A 15,829-nucleotide genomic window follows, 5' to 3' on the forward strand; every position below is an offset into this window, starting at 1 on the left:
CATACAAATACTGTTTTCGCCAGCGGAGAAGTGCAAACTCAGCACGTGCCGCATGCTTTGAGCGAATGGATCATGTGGTAGATATACCTACACTTGCGCCGAGAGCATAGGATAACGGAAGTTCAGGGTTGTTATGTCGAGCCAATTTGGCGGGCGCGGGAAGACCAGATGACGGATTACTCGCCGGAAAAACCGAGCCGCCTGGTAGGTGGAACACCGGCCTTTCGCCGCCTGAACCTCGCGCTGTTCGCCTCCGGCTTCTCGACATTTGCCATCCTCTATTGCGTCCAGCCCCTGCTGCCGGAATTCTCGCGCGAGTTTAATGTGAGCGCCGCCGCGAGCAGCCTGTCTCTCTCGCTCTCCACCGGCTTTCTCGCCGTGGCCATGCTGGTCGCCGGCTCCCTGTCGGAGGTGGCGGGGCGAAAGCCCATCATGGTGGCCTCCCTCCTGCTCTCGGCTCTGCTCACCATCCTGTCCGCCCTGGCGCCCAACTGGACCAGCCTGCTCATGGCCCGCATGCTGATCGGGATTACCTTGAGCGGGCTGCCGGCCGTGGCCATGGCCTATGTGAGCGAGGAGGTCGATCCGAAATCCATCGGTCTTGCCATGGGGTTGTTCATCGGCGGCAACGCGGTGGGCGGCATGTCCGGGCGCATCATCGGCGGCTTGCTGACGGATCTGGGCTCCTGGCGGCTCGCCATCGGGCTCATCGGCTGCATCGGTCTGGCATCGGCTTTCGCCGCCTGGAGAAGCCTGCCGGCCTCAGTGCACTTCCAGCCCCAACGGGCTCGTCCGGTGGATCTGGCGCGCTCCATGGGCGGGCACCTGCGGGATCCGGGCCTGCGCGCCCTGTTCGCCGAAGCCTTCCTGCTCATGGGCGGCTTCGTGACGCTCTACAACTATCTCGGCTACCGCCTGACGGAACCACCCTATGCCTTGAGCCAGAGCGCCATCGGGGCCGTCTTCGCGGCCTATCTGATCGGCACCTGGAGTTCGGCCTGGATCGGGGGCTTGGCCGACCGGCTTGGCCGTCAGCGGGTGTTCTGGGTCATGATCGTGATCATGCTGGCAGGCGTGGCCCTGACCCTCTTCGACCACCTTCTTCTGATCATCTTGGGGATCGTCACTGTGACGTTCGGGTTCTTCGGCGGCCATTCCATCGCCAGCAGCTGGGTCGGCAGCCGGGCAGCCGGCGCGAAGGCACAAGCCTCGGCCCTTTACCTGTTCTGCTACTATCTCGGCTCCAGCACGGTCGGCACCTTGGGCGGCGTGTTCTGGACCCGAGGTGGGTGGCCCGGTGTCGCAGCTCTTGTCGCGGTTCTGCTCGTTGCGGCTCTGGCGATTGCCATATGGCTGACGCGTCTTCCATCAAGCCACGTCAAGCCGAACTCAACGATGTCTTAGCGCTCAAACAATGTCGATATTCACTTGAAGTTCAGCAGATTTTCGAGGCTATATCTACAAAATGTTACAATATAATTCAAATTAGATTTATTCGCATCTAGCCACCTCAGGCTAAATTGATCGATGATCTATCTTGTTGATCGTCTTATTGTTGCCCCATTAACCATCATTTTGCACGCCCTGCATAACAAACAAGGGAATGCATCGTGGATCAACGCAAGGTATCGCTCACACTCGCAAGCTTCTTCATTGCCGGATCGGCTTTCCTCTCTACTTCTGTCGCGCAGGCCGAACCAGCCAGCACATCCGGCAAAGTCATTCAGAGCGGTCCCGCCTCCTGGTACGGACCCGGCTTTCACGGACGCAAGACGGCGAGTGGCGAAACCTTCAACACCAACGAGATGACCGCCGCCCACCGCACCCTGCCCTTCGGCACGAAGGTGAAAGTGGTGAACAAGAAAACCGGCAAGTCGGTGGTGGTGCGGATTAACGATCGTGGTCCCTACGCCCATGGCCGCGTGATCGACCTCTCGAAAGCCTCCGCGCAGGCGCTCGGCATTTCAGGCGTGGGATCCGTTACCCTCGCCCAGCTCTGATCAGACCTTTTTAGCCAAGTTCATTTTATCACCTAATCATTGCAAACCATCCTGGCCGGGGCTCCCGGCCAGGATATTCATGGAACCGGGACGCCTTTCACCCGCTTTTCCCCAGTCACCTTTTCCCGAGAAGAGGCCTTGGAAACGCATGCAGATCGGCTGGCCACTCGCAACGAAATCCGCTCTCCTGACCCTGCTGATGGCTGCGGGCTCCGTGGCTGCGGCACAGACAGGACGCCCTTGGGTCGACCCTCCCGGAGCGGGCTCGACGGCGCCGTCCCAGGCGCCTGAACCTCAAGCTCCTGAAGCCGTCAGGCCGGCTCCTGCCGCTCCGCCCCAGGCTGCGTCAGCGCCGCCCCCTGCACCCCCCACTGCACCACCGGCGCAAACGGCCCAACCGCAGACTCCTGTCCTCCGGCCCGACACGCCGGCGACCCGTCAGGCGCAGCAGCCCGAAGTCGCTCCCGCTCCTCCGACCCCGGCACCGGCCGCGCCGGCGCCTGTGACGACCGCTCGGCCCAAGCAGGATCCCACCGACGACAGGCGAGAGGCACGAGCCACTACGGCTAAGCGATTTGCCGTCGATTACCTCAACTCGTGGTCGGCCCCCAACGACACCGCTCTCGAATCGACAGCGGCCTTCTATGCGCCGCGCGTGCTCTTTCACGGGCGCGAGGTGACGATGAAGCGATTGTTCGATGAGAAGCGCCGCTTCGTAAAGCGTTGGCCCGAACGGGACTACCGCCCCCGCGAGGACGGAATCGGCACCGTCTGCAACCCGGCAGGCGAGATCTGCACGGTTCATGCGGTGTTCGACTACACGGCGTCACACCCCAGGCGCCGACGGGTCTCGCAGGGAACGGGCGCATTGCAACTCGTCGTCCAGTTCATCGGCGACAGGCCCGTCATTGTTGCAGAACACAGCACGCTGCTCGGTCAGGAGCGCAAGCGAAATCTTGCCCTGGAGGGTGTCTCGCATGATTGACGACACAACGACTCACGATCCGTCCACAGATCCGCGCCGCAACTGGAACCAAATGCGCGAGAGAATGCGCGAGACGATTCATGCGGAGCTCGACAGGATCAACCCAACCGATGATTCCCGCCGGGCCCTGGAACTCATTATTGAGTCATCGCTACGTCCATCAGAGGTGGACGGCGAGCTGAAGCTCACCGTCATTGACCATGACGGCAAGCCACGAATGATCGACAAGGACGGGCAGCAGAGGGAGTTTACCCTTCAGGACCTATTGGAGGAACTGCGCGTCAGGTATGGAGTGCTGTTCAGGTCGGCAAAGCCCGATGCGATCGCCCATGTGCAGACGGAGCAACGTCCGGAAAAGCGTGAGAAGCCGCAGCGGGACTGGCTTACACTCGACGCGGGAGCGCAGCAGCCCGAGGTCGACGCGTCCCCGTCACGGGCAGAACCTGCTCCTCTTCAAAATCCTCCGGTTGGGAAGCCGCGCATTCACGAATGGTCCCGCAACCCATTCAGCAGTTTGAAGACCTCCCTGGCGTCAAAGCTCAGCTCGCGAGATGAAACCGGCGACGAAGCTGCTCCGGTGACAGCCGAGCATGAGCAGACTGTTTTTGGCGGGATACGGACGCGCTCCTGGGCACGTCCCAGTCTAGCGTTGGGGGCTGTCGCGCTCCTGGCTCTGCTTGGCGTCGGCGCCTTCCTGTTCCAGGGTGAAGATCCAACCGCTCCGCAGGCCAGCGCGGCAGAGTCCACCGTGGCCAGCAATGACACGGCCACTCCGCTTCAGGACCCTGAGCCGTCGACCACCGGATCGACAGCATCGTCAGCGTCCCTTCGCGGTGTCCCGGACGTAATCGATACCGCCACACTGTCTCTGAAGGGCGAAGTGGTGCGCCTGTTCGGGGTCGAGTGGGCGCCCGGTGGCGGCAAGCCGGAGGATCTGGCCGGCTATCTCAACGGCCGCGAGGTCGCCTGCGAACCGGCAGGCTCGAACGATGTCTACCGGTGTCAGGTCGGCAATCAGGATCTGTCGCGGGTTGTGCTGTTCAATGGCGGCGGGCGCCCGACCAGCGATGCGACGCCGGAGCTGAAGGCCGCGGCCGACAAGGCCCGCGAGGCCAAGATCGGCGTCTGGGGCAAGCAGCAGCCATGAAAAAGCGGCCCCTGCACCGGCAGGAGCCGCTCATTCTTTATAGCACCGCATCTCAGGCGCGCGCGGCGACCGGAGCAGGGATCTCGATTTCGATCTCAAGGGTCGAGATGTCCGAATCGCGGTTCATCTTCACCTGAACGTTGTCCTGCTCCACCATCACGTGGCGGCGGACGACGGCCAGGATCTCCTCTCGCAGCTGCGCGACGAGGTCGGGCTTGCCCCCGACGATGCCGCGTTCGTGCGCCAGCAGGATCTGCAGGCGCTCGCGCGCCACGGGCGCGGAGGTGCGCCGGTTGAAGAAACTCAGGAGATTCATGCAGCCCTCCGTCCGAACAACTTGCCGAACAGGCCCTTCTTGTCGGTGGGGATCGTGAGTTCGACGGTTTCGCCCTTGAGCCGGCGCACGGCGTCGAAATAGGCCCGGCCCGGCGCGCTGGCAGGATTGTTGAGCGTCACCGGCGAGCCGACATTCGACGCCCGCAGAACCTCTTCGCTCTCAGGAATGATGCCGATGAGCGGGATGGAGAGGATCTCCAGGACGTCGTCGACTTTCAGCATCTCCCCACGCTCGGCGCGCACGGGGTCGTAGCGGGTGAGCAGCAGGTGCTTCTCGATGCGTCCGCCCTTCTCGGCCAGCTCGGTCTTGGAATCGAGGAGGCCGATGATGCGGTCGGAATCGCGCACGGAGGACACTTCCGGGTTCGTCACGACCACGGCCACATCCGCATGGCGCATGGCCATCGTGGCGCCGCGCTCGATGCCGGCCGGGCTGTCGCAGATGATCCAGTCGAACTTCTGACGCAGTTCGTCGAGAACCCGAGCGACACCCTCTTCCGTCAGCGCATCCTTGTCGCGGGTCTGCGAGGCGGGAAGCAGCGACAGGTTCTCGAGCCGCTTGTCGCGGATGAGCGCCTGATTGAGCTTCGCATCGCCCTGCACCACGTTGATGAGATCGAACACCACGCGGCGCTCGGCTCCCATCACGAGATCCAGATTCCGCAGGCCGACATCGAAGTCGATGACGACGACCTTCTCGCCGCCATGCGCCAGCGCCGCGCCCAGAGCTGCCGAAGACGTTGTCTTGCCAACGCCACCCTTGCCGGAAGTTACGACCAAGACTTTGGCCATTGTCGTCTCTCTTTCTGTCAATCCATTGTTTTCAGGATGATGGAGTCGCCATCCAGGTTCACTTGCACAGGCTGACCGAGGAACTTGCCCCCGAGATCGTCAGCGGTCTTGTAGAGGCCATCGATCGCAATCAGTTCGGCTTCAAACTTGCGGCAGAAGATGCGGGCCTTGCCGTTGCCGGTGCATCCGGCAATCGCCCGGCCGCGCAGGGAGCCGTAGACATGGATCGAACCGCCTGCGACGATCTCCGAGCCCGAGGCGACGGAGCCCAAAACCGTCACATCCCCCTCGGGATGCAGGATCGACTGGCCCGAGCGCACCGAGCCCTCGATGAGGAGCGACTTTTCCGGCACGGGAGCATCGGCGAAGGGCGAGCCCGCGGCCGCCATAGCCGCGTTGGCCGCATCCGGCACGTCGATCTCGCCCGTGGGCTTTCCGCCGCTGATCTGCGGTGGCATGTCGGCATCGACGTTCTCGGGCGCAGCGCCCTCAAGCCCGATGACGCGGATGTTGCGCATCTTGAAGGCCGCGAGCAGGAATTTCAGCTCAGACTTCGACGGCTTCAGGGACGATACGTCGGCAATGATGGGGCGCCCGGTGAAAAAACCGGGTGAGCGCTCGGAGACGGCATCGAGGTCCTCGAGCCAGTCCCTCAGCGGCACTTCCGGCGCGAGAACCAGGGCCATGAAGGACCTGCCGCGGAAGCGAAGAGATGGACGATTTCGAACGGCAATGGTCACGGGAGTTCAGCTTCCTTTAATGCCGTATGATTTCGACCGCTTATGGTTAACGGACGGTTAAAGGAGGTACCCGGGCGCTCATAAATTTCTTAATGTCGCGGCCAATCTACCGCGAAGTCCCCGTCCCCTAATCTAGACAGCAGGATAAGAAATTCAGCTTTCACAAGGAATATAAAGATAAAACCTATCTCTTTTTGATTATTCTCTATCACTTCATGAGTACTAATCAGGACGCAAAGCACGATTGACCATAGGTTTCACAAGCATACGATGGCCGTTCTTTCGTTTCGTTTCCTTTATCTCAAATTCAATTTATTCATAAATCCTGAAAACGAGACGATCGAAGCGACAACAGCCACAAGGCACCTCCGGGGAGGACAAGAATGTCGGGTCGGGTTTCCGTTTTCTCTTCCATCAGCCATCGTTTCGGTTCTTCCATTGCCAGAGCAGCCGCCGTGGCGGCCTTCCTCGTGTCCGGCTTGACCGCCGCATCGGCTCAGACGGCACCGGCCTTCAACCCGGCTCGTGCGAATGCAGGCACGCTCGGCGTGATCTCCGGCGGCGCGGACGGCACGTACATCCGCATCGCGGCAGACCTCGCCAACGTGCTTGACGGCGAGGAGCTGCGCGTGCTGCCGATGATCGGCCGCGGCTCGCTGCAGAACCTGCGTGACATCATGTTCCTGCGCGGCGTCGACATCGGTATCGTACAGATGGATGCCCGCGAGCAGCTCAAGGCAGAGAAGCTCCAGGACAGCGCGGTCCGCCGCCTGCGCTTCATCACCCGCCTCTACAATGAGGAGGTGCACATCATTGCCAGCAGGCAGATCACGGACATCCGGCAGCTCGACGGCCAGAAGGTCAATATCGACAAGGCGGGCAGCGGCACCAACCTGACCTCCCGCCTGATCTTCGAAAAGCTCGGCATCAAGCCCGAAGTCACGACCTTCGATCAGGCTTCGTCCTATGCGAAGCTCAAATCCGGCGAGATCCAGGCTGCTGTCTATGTGGCCGGGCGTCCGGTGCGCGCCATCGCGGAGTTCCAGACGGACGGGCGCTTCCATCTTCTGCCGATCCCGTTCGAAGGCGAGATCGCCGAAAGCTACTTCCCGGCGCGCTTTGCCAATGCCGACTATCCCCAACTCGTCGACGCAGCCAAGCCTGTGGAGACCCTGGCGGTCGGCAGCCTGCTCGCCGTATTCAATTGGCCCGAGAACTCCGACCGTTACAACCGGGTGAAGCGCTTCGTGGATGCGTTCTTCTCACGGTTCGATGAGTTCCTGCAGCCCGGACGGCACCCGAAATGGAAGGAAGTCAATCTCGCAGCCGACGTGCCCGGTTGGGAGCGCGTCAGACCCGCGCAGGATTGGCTGGATCGTGCCGTCGCCGCCCGCACATCCTCTCCCCAGGTTCAGAGCTTCGAGAGCTTCATAACCAACCGCGGGATCAACGTCTCGGCACAGGAACGCGAAGTTCTGTTCCGTGAGTTCCTGGCCTGGCAGGGGGATCGGGAGAAGTCGCTTCGGAAGGCAAACCGGCAGGATTGATATCGCTAGCAGGACCCTAGGCCGAAGACTGCTCCTCAAGCCTTCGGCGATCACAGAAGGAGGTCCGACGTGATTGAGTACAGATCATTTCGCTCGAAACATTTCATCACTGAATTGCTGATCACGACCTTTCTTGGCCTTTCGCTCATCACCCCTACAGCCGCACAGGTTTCTCCCCGCGTCGATCCCGGTACGGAGGCGGTGGCGGATTCACGCGACAGCGACCTTGTGCAGAAAGATCTGAAACAGCTTCTGCCGCTGCTGTTGACTTCCACGGATCGGCGTCAGCTTGCGGCCGATCTCGAAGCCTCGATCCGCAAGGGTGATATGAAGTCGGCCGAGAACAGCCTCAACACGGCCATCGAGGTCGGCACCCTTGCCATCGTTCTCTCCGACCATCTGAGCAATCCGAACCTGCTCAAGGCGCTGCAGGATCTCAACGTTCAAGCTTCTGCCCATTCAGCACCCCTGGTGCAGGCTCCTGCGATGAACGCATCGGGAGCTTGCACGACAGCAACTGAGCAAAGCAGTGCCAACTTGGCCGAACTCCAGGACGCTCTCGATCGGGAACGATCGCATGGTGGCATGATCTCGCAGACCTTGGCGACCTTGGAGCAGGAGCGCAATGCTCTTGCTGCCCGGCTCGAGGCCGACACAGCTTCTCACGACATCAAATCGGTCGAGTTGCAGAAGGCGCTGCGGCAGGAGCAGGAACGAAGCGAAACGTTCAGGCAGGACCTTCAAAGGCTCCGGGAGGGATACCAGACCTTGCAGGTCGCAAAAGAGCAGGCTGCCACTCAGGCGGACATCGCTGCATCCGACAATCGTGTGCAGCAGGAACGCGAACGACTTGATCTGACAGAGCGCCGGCTCGCGAGCACTCTCAAGGATCTGCGCGAGCTGCAGAGCCTCAAGGACGACATCGTGGCGTCGACGACATCCCGGATGGCCGAGCTGGAGAAGGCTCTGGCACGGGCGCAAACGCGAAGCGATGTGCTGGCGCAGGAACTGACGGCAACCAGCGATGAACTGCGCGCTGTCAAAGAGCCCCGGCAGCCGGGTCCCGCTCCTGTGATGTTCCGGCTTGCCTCAACAGGCGCGGAGCCTCCCTTGAGCTCACCACAACCGGAGCCTGTTCCTGCACCGGTCGCACAAGCAAATCTGCTGCCGCCCGAAAGCCCTCCGGCTGCTCAGGAAGCCAGGTCATCATTGCCCGTTAAGGCTCCTGCCCCAGTGGTCGTCGCGGCCTTGCCGGATAGCTTCTCACCTTTGCCCATAACAAGTGTGCCGCCGCTCGGAAGCGAAACCTCGATTAAGGCTGAATCGGCCAAGGCGGATGACCGGCTCGTCTCCCGCGGAGAGGAGCTTTTGAGCAGAGGGGACGTGAGCGGCGCACGGCTTGTTCTCGAACGCGCGCTGGCGAGCGGTCACGCCCGTGCGGCCTTCCTACTGGCCGAAACCTTCGATCCCAACGAGCTGTCAAAGCTCGGCACGCTGGGTCTCAAGGGCGATGCGGCGAAGGCGCGGGAACTCTACACGCAGGCACAGACCCTGGGCATGGCTCAGGCTCGGGAGCGGCTGGAGGCTTTACGATAGGTGAGTGAGGGTGGCGAACTGCATTAGAACGGCACCCACTCGCCGCCTTCGGTGAGCGAATCCACGGCGCGCTCGAGAGCGGTGCCAGCATCCAGCAGTTGCTGCGCCGTCTGCTGAATCTGCAAGGGAGGGCCGGGCAGGTCGGCCACGTGCTCCGTCAGCTCCCGAACCCGCTCGATCAGCTCGATCAGATCGGCCGCAAGCGCAGCCCTCTCCTCCGCATCCGCGTGAGCGGACCGGCCCGGCTTCAAGCGGGGAGCAAGAGGGATCACGTTCGACATGGGTTGAAAATCTTCTTTTGTTCTGCCGAGGGCAATGGACTGCCTGTGCGTGATCCACAGCAAACCGCAGCCATAAGGCCTGCCAAGCTACTTGGCGACCCCTTTTTCCTTAAGAACCGCCTCCCAAGAACCCTTGGCCTTACCGCTTGACTCCATTATTTTGGAATTCCATTCTAGTTTAATGGAGAATTCTTCGGCTCTTGGGATGCATCTTGCCGCGCGCCTCCGCGACCTCCGAACGGGAGCAGGCATGACGCTGGACGGTCTCTCGGAGCGCACCGGCGTCAGCCGCTCCATGATCTCCCTTATCGAACGGGGCGAGAGCAGCCCGACGGCGGCCGTGCTGGACAAGCTCGCTGCAGGCCTCGGGGTGACCTTGGCGTCCCTCTTCGCGGGACAGGAGGGGGCCGCCGCCTCTCCCCTGTCGCGACGCGAAGATCAACGGATCTGGCGCGACCCGGAGAGCGGCTATATCCGGCGCAACCTGTCCGCACCGGGCTTTCCCTCTCCCATCGAGCTCGTAGAGGTGGTGCTCCCGCCTGGTGCGCGGGTGGCCTATGACACGGGACACCGGGCCGCCGCCGTTCATCAGCAGATCTGGATCATCGAGGGCGCCCTCGCGCTCACGCTGGGCGAGGAGACCTATCACGTCGATACCGGCGACTGCCTCTCCATGCGGCTCGACCAGCCGATTGTTTTTCGCAACCTGACCGACACCCCTGCCCGCTACGTGGTGGCGCTCGCCACCGATCCGCACGCCACTTCCAACCCTTACCGATGAGACAGGTCCCATGAACGAACCCATCGCCATCCGCCAGCTCACCCCGCAGGAAGCCCGCGAGCAGATCGGCGCCCTGTCGGCGGTGCTGATCGATTGCGTCGAAGGCGGCGCCTCGGTCAGCTTCATGTCGCCCCTGACCCAGGACAGGGCCGATGCCTTCTGGCAGGGGATTGCAGAGGGCGTCGCCGCCGGAGAGCGGATCCTGCTCGTCGCTCAGGACCAATCCAGCCCCATGATCGTCGGCACCGTTCAGGTGATCCTCAAGCAGCCTGAGAACCAGCCTCACCGGGCCGACATCGCCAAGATGCTCGTTCACAACCAGGCCCGCCGGCGCGGTGTCGGCGCCGCTCTGATGCGGGCGGCCGAAGAGGCGGCGGCAAAGGCCGGCAAGACTGTGCTCGTGCTGGACACGGTGACGGGCAGTGACGGAGAGCGCCTGTATGAGCGGGCCGGCTGGGTGAAATCGGGTATCATCCCGAACTATGCCCTCTGGCCGAAGGGCGGGTTCTGCGACACGACCGTGTTCTACAAGCAGATTTCCGCCGCCTGAGCGAGGTTCGACGACAGCCTTTGTTGCGCTCACAGAGCGTCCGGCCTATGGCTGGCACCTCGATCCATCCTGCCCTGTCGTCATCACAAGACTGATCATCATGGAATTGTCCACTGCGGCGCTGCTCGCCGCCTCGGGCCTTGCGGCCGGCCTCGTCAACGCCATCGCGGGCGGCGGCACCTTCTTCACATTCTCGGCCCTGGTCGCCGCCGGCCTTCCGCCGGTCGTTGCCAATGCCACCAGCGCGGTCGCCGTCACGCCGGCCAATCTCTCCAGCGCCTGGGCCTACCGACGGGAACTCGCGGCCAATGCCAGGCGCTTCGCAGCATTGGGCATCGTAAGCCTCATCGGCGGCCTCGGCGGCGCCTATATTCTCACCGTCACCAACAATGATGCCTTCCGGCAGCTTGTGCCGTGGCTGCTGCTCTTCGCGACCCTGCTCTTCGCCGCAAGCCCGAAGATCGTCGCGCTCGCACGCGCCATCGGCAAACAGGAGGGCCATCATCCTTCCACGAAGGCTTGGGCGGCCGGCCTCGTGTTTCAGACGGGTGTCGCGGTCTATGGCGGCTTCTTCGGCGCGGGCATGGGTATCGTTATGCTGGCGGCGCTCGCCATCACCGAGGGGGACGACTTCCATCTGATCAACTCCGCCAAGCATCTCTGCTCCACGCTGATCCAGCTTGTCGCCGTCGTGCTGTTCGTCATCGCGGGCCTCGTGAGCTGGCCCGAAACGATCATCGTCGGGGCAGCATCCGTAATCGGCGGCTATCTCGGCGTGGTGTTCGGCCGGCGTCTGCCGGCGGGCATCATCCGCTGGCTCGTGATTGCCGTTGGCGCAGCACTGACACTGTATTTCTTTATCCGCTGAATTCGATAACCATATTCGAAATAGCGCGGTCTCAAACGGCTTTTTGCGGGCCGCTGCCCGATTCACGCCACAACCATGCTCCTTCCTGCACGTCTCGATTCTGAGCTTTCGCAAAAAGGAAATGACCGTGGCTGAATCCCCAAACATGTCAGGACTCGATGGAACGCAATCAGTGAGCGCCCTCGGCCTGCGGTGGGCTGCCTTGCGCGGCATGCTGAACTCGCCGCTGATCATGGTCGAGGAGCAGCGGCCGCTCCGGGATGAATTGTTGCGCGAGTTGACCACGATCGAGCAGGATTTCAGCGATCTGCCATCGCGCAACACCATGGAAGTCTCGGCGAAGCTCGACATCGCGAAATCCGCGTTGCGCGAACGCGTTCAAAACGGAGAGACTTGGCTCGTCGACCTCATCGACAGCATCCAGGCCGATCTTCATTCGCTTCATGCGAAGGCGCCGACGGCAGCAAGCCATTCGACAAGCCGCTCGCCCGCCAATCTGAGCCGCCCTCAGCAACAGCGCTCCGATGAAACGGCCAATACACCTTCAAACGCGGAGACGAGCACGTCCTCCGCTGCCTGACGAAGGAACGCCGCGCCAGAGTGGCTCTGGCGCGGCGCTGAATGCAGGTATGCAACGTTCCTGCGCTACACCAGTCCCGGATCGATGGTGCTCCTCGTCTCGAGCCATGGGGGAACGGGCAAGTTCTTGCCGCGTAGGAACTCGGGATTGAACAGCTTGGACTGATAGCGGGTACCGTAATCGCACAACACGGTGACGATGGTGTGCCCGGCCCCCAGTTGCATCGCGAGCCGGATCGCACCCGCAACGTTGATGCCCGACGATCCGCCGAGGCAGAGCCCCTCGTGCTCCAACAGGTCGAAGATGATCGGAAGGGCCTCCTCGTCCGGAATCTGGAACGCCACGTCGATGGATGCCCCTTCGAGATTCTTCGTCACCCGCCCCTGACCGATGCCTTCGGTAATCGACGTGCCGGTCGCCTTCAGCTCGCCAGTATGAACCCAGTTCGCGATGGCGGAGCCCATGGGATCCGCGAGCGCAATCGCAATCTTCGGGTTGTGCGCCTTCAACGCGATGCCGACGCCCGCGAGCGTTCCGCCGGTGCCGACCGCGCTGACGAAGCCGTCGACCTTGCCGTCCGTCTGATCCCAGATCTCAGGTCCCGTTGTCTCGATATGCGCCTGCCGGTTGGCCACGTTGTCGAACTGGTTGGCCCAGATGGCGCCGTTCGGTTCGCTCTGCGCAAGCCGCTCCGCCAAGCGGCCAGAGACCTTCACGTAGTTGTTAGGATTGGCATAAGGCACCGCCGGCACCTCGATCAGCTCGGCGCCCGCAAGCCGCAGCATGTCCTTCTTCTCTTGGCTTTGGGTCTCCGGAATCACGATTACCGTCCTGAATCCCATTGCGTTGGCGACGAGCGCCAAGCCAATTCCGGTATTGCCCGCCGTGCCTTCGACGATGACCCCGCCCGGACGGAGCGCGCCTCGCCTGACCGCATCCTGGATGATGAAGAGCGCTGCCCGGTCCTTCACGGACTGTCCGGGGTTCATGAACTCGGCCTTGCCGACGATGGTGCAGCCTGTGAGCTCCGAGGCGCGGCGGAGCTTGATGAGCGGCGTGTTGCCGATGGCGGCGGGAACGTCAGGCTGGATCGTCATTAGGTTATACCTCGTTGCAGGGCGGCAAGGCTCTTAGCCCTTCTTGAAAGATCGCGCGACGAAAGCCCTGCGATATAATCACATGAATTGTATGTAGATATCAAACTAATTACACATCTTGACGTTCTTTATATCGAACCTCATCTTGGTTGTGCAAGGCGCATGAGGCACCTGGCACTTTACTCCCACGCAGCTTCAGGAACCTCCATGTCCAGCTCCGCAGTGGCATCGCCTCTTTCCGCAGGAAACCGCGCGAGCCTGAACATCAACGCTCCGGCCACCTTCGCGGCTGCGGCCGGGATCATCGGCGGCGCAGCCCTGCTGGGCGCCATCATCAATCCGCGCCAAGCGGCCCTTTATATGCTTGGGGCAGCGCTCGGCCTCGTGCTTTACCATGCCGCCTTCGGCTTTACCTCGGCCTGGCGCGTCTTCATCGCCGACCGCCGCGGCGAGGGCCTGCGGGCCCAAATGGTGATGCTCGCCATTGCGTCCGTACTGTTCTTCCCCGTTCTTGCCGCCGGCACCCTGTTCGGCCAGCCGGTCGCGGGCAACGTGTCGCCCGCGGGTATCGGCGTGGTCTTCGGCGCTTTCATCTTCGGCATCGGCATGCAGCTCGGCGGCGGCTGCGCCTCCGGCACTCTCTACACGGTGGGCGGCGGCTCGACCCGCATGCTGATCACGCTGGCAGCCTTCATCGCCGGTTCCGCCATCGGCGCCGCGCACCTGCATTGGTGGGTTGCACTGCCGAGCCTGCCTGCCATCTCGATCATCAAGGCCTGGGGTCCCTGGACGGCGCTGGCATTCCAACTCATCGTCTTCGCTCTTATCGCGGCTGTCACAATCGTGTTCGAGAAACGTCGCCATGGCCGTCTGATCACGGCCGATCCGTCGCCGCGTCAGGGTCTCGCCCGTTTCCTGCGCGGCCCCTGGCCCATCGTGGCAGGCGCGGTGGCGCTGGCGCTTTTGAATTTCGTGACGCTCTACCTCGCCGGCCGTCCCTGGGGCGTGACATCGGCCTTCGCCCTGTGGGGCTCGAAGATCGCAGCCGCGATCGGCTTCGATGTGGCGAGCTGGCCCTACTGGTCGTCCCCGGCCCGTCAAGCCGAACTCACCGGCAGCATCTTCACCGACATCACGACGGTGATGGATTTCGGCATCATCGTCGGTGCCCTGCTGGCAGCCTCCCTCGCCGGACGCTTCGCTCCTGCCTGGAAGGTCCCCTTGCGCTCGGCCGCGGCTGCCATCGCGGGCGGCTTGCTTCTCGGCTATGGCGCGCGCCTTGCCTATGGCTGCAACATCGGCGCCTATTTCTCCGGCATCGCGTCTGGCAGTCTGCATGGCTGGGTCTGGCTCGTCGCGGCCTTTGCCGGCAACGTCCTCGGCACCCGCGTGCGCCCCCTCTTCGGTCTCGAAGTGGAGCGCGTGAAGCTCACCGGCTGCTGAACGCTTCACTGAGTTTGAAAGAGGTCTTCCGGCTAATACCGGAAGACTTTTTTCGTTTCTGAGCAGGGTGCGAATCCGGCTTCGTCCAAACTCCGTCTTCTCGACGCATCAGCGGTTCACAGACTGTCCTGTGTCCATCTCCTCGCGCCTGAGAGATTTGATCAGTTCGCCGAGCGCTATGAAGTCGCCTTTGCGTGCGGAACTGCGCCGCCAGGCGAGTCCGACGATGCGCATGGGCGGCTCCTTGGGAAACGGGATGAGCGCCACCCTCTGCCGGTCGACCTCAGTCTTGGCGCAGAGTTCGGGCAGCAGTGTGACCCCGTGACCTGCCGCCACCATCTGCATGATGGTCGTGAGCGAGGCGGCGCCCAGCGCCTTGCGGGCCTCCATGTTGGCGATCTGACAGAACTGAAGCGCCTGATCGCGCAGGCAATGCCCCTCCTCCAGCAGCAACAGACGCTCCTGCCCGATGCGGCTGCGCAGATCGCTCGCCATCCAATCCGGAGCCGCCTGGCTCTGAACGGCAATCAGGAAGCGATCCTTGAAGAGCGGCATGGTTTCGAGCTGAGGCTGCTGCATCGGCAGGGCAACCAGCACCGCATCCAGTCCGCCCCGGATCAACTCCTCCACGAGGGCGTTCGTCTGCGTCTCACGGATCTGAAGATCGAGCTGCGGATAATGCTTCGTGGTTTCAGTCAGAATGTCCGGCAGAAGGTAGGGCGCGATGGACGGAATGATCCCGAGACGTAAGGGGCCCGTGAGGACGCCGTGATGCTGGCGTGCGAAATCGGAGAGCTCCCGCACTTGGCTGAGGATCGCCTCAGCCCGCGCCGCAATCTCCTGTCCGGCCGGGGTGATCGCGATGGTGTTGCCCCGACGCTCGATCAGTTCTACGCCGAGTTCCCGTTCCAGCTCCTTGATCTGCATGGAGAGCGCCGGCTGCGTGACAGCGCATTGATCGGCCGCCATGCCGAAATGCATCGTCCGTGCCAATGTTTCGAAGTAGCGAAGCTGTCGCAGCGTGACCATGTGATAAGAATATCTGATCACTCTTTGTAATCAATACAATTGGACCTGATCGACTAG

17 protein-coding genes are annotated in these 15,829 nt (G+C 62.4%); 11 read left to right on the forward strand and 6 right to left on the reverse strand.

Features of this window, described 5'->3' with window-relative positions; genetic code table 11:
• Nucleotides 1-168: 168 nt before the first annotated feature.
• From I2H36_RS09880 to I2H36_RS09895, 4 genes are all read left to right on the forward strand, one after another.
• A complete protein-coding gene (locus I2H36_RS09880; protein ID WP_196263727.1) occupies nt 169-1,404 on the forward strand; it encodes an MFS transporter in 1,236 nt (411 codons plus the stop codon).
• A gap of 206 nt (nt 1,405-1,610) precedes the next feature.
• Entirely contained in the window at nt 1,611-2,000 is a 390-nt protein-coding gene (locus I2H36_RS09885) for a septal ring lytic transglycosylase RlpA family protein (protein ID WP_196263728.1), read from the forward strand.
• A gap of 148 nt (nt 2,001-2,148) precedes the next feature.
• A complete protein-coding gene (locus I2H36_RS09890; RefSeq protein WP_196263729.1) occupies nt 2,149-2,985 on the forward strand; it encodes a hypothetical protein in 837 nt (278 codons plus the stop codon).
• A complete protein-coding gene (locus tag I2H36_RS09895) occupies nt 2,978-4,132 on the forward strand; it encodes a thermonuclease family protein (protein ID WP_196263730.1) in 1,155 nt (384 codons plus the stop codon). Before I2H36_RS09890 ends, I2H36_RS09895 begins: the two co-directional genes overlap by 8 nt.
• 52 nt (nt 4,133-4,184) lie before the next feature.
• Here I2H36_RS09895 and minE read toward each other — a convergent pair whose 3' ends face one another.
• Genes minE through minC form a run of 3 tightly spaced genes read right to left on the reverse strand, consistent with a single transcriptional unit; the run spans nt 4,185 to nt 5,946 of the window.
• Nucleotides 4,185-4,448, reverse strand: a complete 264-nt coding sequence (gene minE, locus I2H36_RS09900) for a cell division topological specificity factor MinE (protein WP_036354060.1) — start codon at nt 4,446-4,448, stop codon at nt 4,185-4,187.
• A complete protein-coding gene (minD, locus tag I2H36_RS09905) occupies nt 4,445-5,260 on the reverse strand; it encodes a septum site-determining protein MinD (protein ID WP_036354063.1) in 816 nt (271 codons plus the stop codon). Before minD ends, minE begins: the two co-directional genes overlap by 4 nt.
• Nucleotides 5,261-5,277: 17 nt before the next feature.
• Nucleotides 5,278-5,946 (reverse strand): septum site-determining protein MinC, encoded by a 669-nt coding sequence (gene minC / locus I2H36_RS09910; RefSeq protein WP_210331021.1) that lies wholly within the window; start codon nt 5,944-5,946, stop codon nt 5,278-5,280.
• Between the two features lie 437 nt (nt 5,947-6,383).
• Here minC and I2H36_RS09915 point away from each other — a divergent pair, with 437 nt between their 5' ends.
• Together I2H36_RS09915 and I2H36_RS09920 are read left to right on the forward strand one after the other, a co-directional pair.
• Nucleotides 6,384-7,547 (forward strand): TAXI family TRAP transporter solute-binding subunit, encoded by a 1,164-nt coding sequence (locus tag I2H36_RS09915; RefSeq protein WP_196263732.1) that lies wholly within the window; start codon nt 6,384-6,386, stop codon nt 7,545-7,547.
• 69 nt (nt 7,548-7,616) lie between these two features.
• Nucleotides 7,617-9,143, forward strand: a complete 1,527-nt coding sequence (locus I2H36_RS09920) for a coiled-coil domain-containing protein (protein ID WP_196263733.1) — start codon at nt 7,617-7,619, stop codon at nt 9,141-9,143.
• Between the two features lie 23 nt (nt 9,144-9,166).
• On the opposite strand, the gene I2H36_RS09925 is transcribed toward I2H36_RS09920, so the two are convergent.
• Nucleotides 9,167-9,424, reverse strand: coding sequence for a hypothetical protein (locus I2H36_RS09925; RefSeq protein ID WP_196263734.1), 258 nt, complete (start codon nt 9,422-9,424; stop codon nt 9,167-9,169).
• Between the two features lie 205 nt (nt 9,425-9,629).
• Here I2H36_RS09925 and I2H36_RS09930 point away from each other — a divergent pair, with 205 nt between their 5' ends.
• The 4 genes from I2H36_RS09930 to I2H36_RS09945 all read left to right on the forward strand — a co-directional run bounded on the left by I2H36_RS09930 (nt 9,630) and on the right by I2H36_RS09945 (nt 12,203).
• Entirely contained in the window at nt 9,630-10,205 is a 576-nt protein-coding gene (locus I2H36_RS09930) for a helix-turn-helix domain-containing protein (protein ID WP_281432987.1), read from the forward strand.
• A gap of 10 nt (nt 10,206-10,215) precedes the next feature.
• A complete protein-coding gene (locus tag I2H36_RS09935) occupies nt 10,216-10,755 on the forward strand; it encodes a GNAT family N-acetyltransferase (protein ID WP_196263736.1) in 540 nt (179 codons plus the stop codon).
• A gap of 100 nt (nt 10,756-10,855) precedes the next feature.
• Nucleotides 10,856-11,623 (forward strand): sulfite exporter TauE/SafE family protein, encoded by a 768-nt coding sequence (locus I2H36_RS09940; protein WP_196263737.1) that lies wholly within the window; start codon nt 10,856-10,858, stop codon nt 11,621-11,623.
• A 127-nt stretch (nt 11,624-11,750) separates the two neighbouring features.
• A complete protein-coding gene (locus I2H36_RS09945; protein ID WP_196263738.1) occupies nt 11,751-12,203 on the forward strand; it encodes a hypothetical protein in 453 nt (150 codons plus the stop codon).
• A 65-nt stretch (nt 12,204-12,268) separates the two neighbouring features.
• Here the strand turns inward: I2H36_RS09945 and I2H36_RS09950 are convergent, their stop codons facing one another.
• Nucleotides 12,269-13,300, reverse strand: a complete 1,032-nt coding sequence (locus tag I2H36_RS09950; RefSeq protein ID WP_196263739.1) for a cysteine synthase A — start codon at nt 13,298-13,300, stop codon at nt 12,269-12,271.
• A gap of 207 nt (nt 13,301-13,507) precedes the next feature.
• Between I2H36_RS09950 and I2H36_RS09955 the strand changes: the two genes are divergently transcribed.
• Nucleotides 13,508-14,743 (forward strand): YeeE/YedE family protein, encoded by a 1,236-nt coding sequence (locus I2H36_RS09955; protein WP_210331022.1) that lies wholly within the window; start codon nt 13,508-13,510, stop codon nt 14,741-14,743.
• A gap of 108 nt (nt 14,744-14,851) precedes the next feature.
• Here I2H36_RS09955 and I2H36_RS09960 read toward each other — a convergent pair whose 3' ends face one another.
• Complete coding sequence (locus I2H36_RS09960) at nt 14,852-15,772, reverse strand: hydrogen peroxide-inducible genes activator (protein ID WP_196263740.1); 921 nt, start codon at nt 15,770-15,772, stop codon at nt 14,852-14,854.
• Nucleotides 15,773-15,829: the final 57 nt, after the last annotated feature.

Source organism: Microvirga terrestris, assembly GCF_015694425.1.
GTDB classification, from domain to species: domain Bacteria; phylum Pseudomonadota; class Alphaproteobacteria; order Rhizobiales; family Beijerinckiaceae; genus Microvirga; species Microvirga terrestris.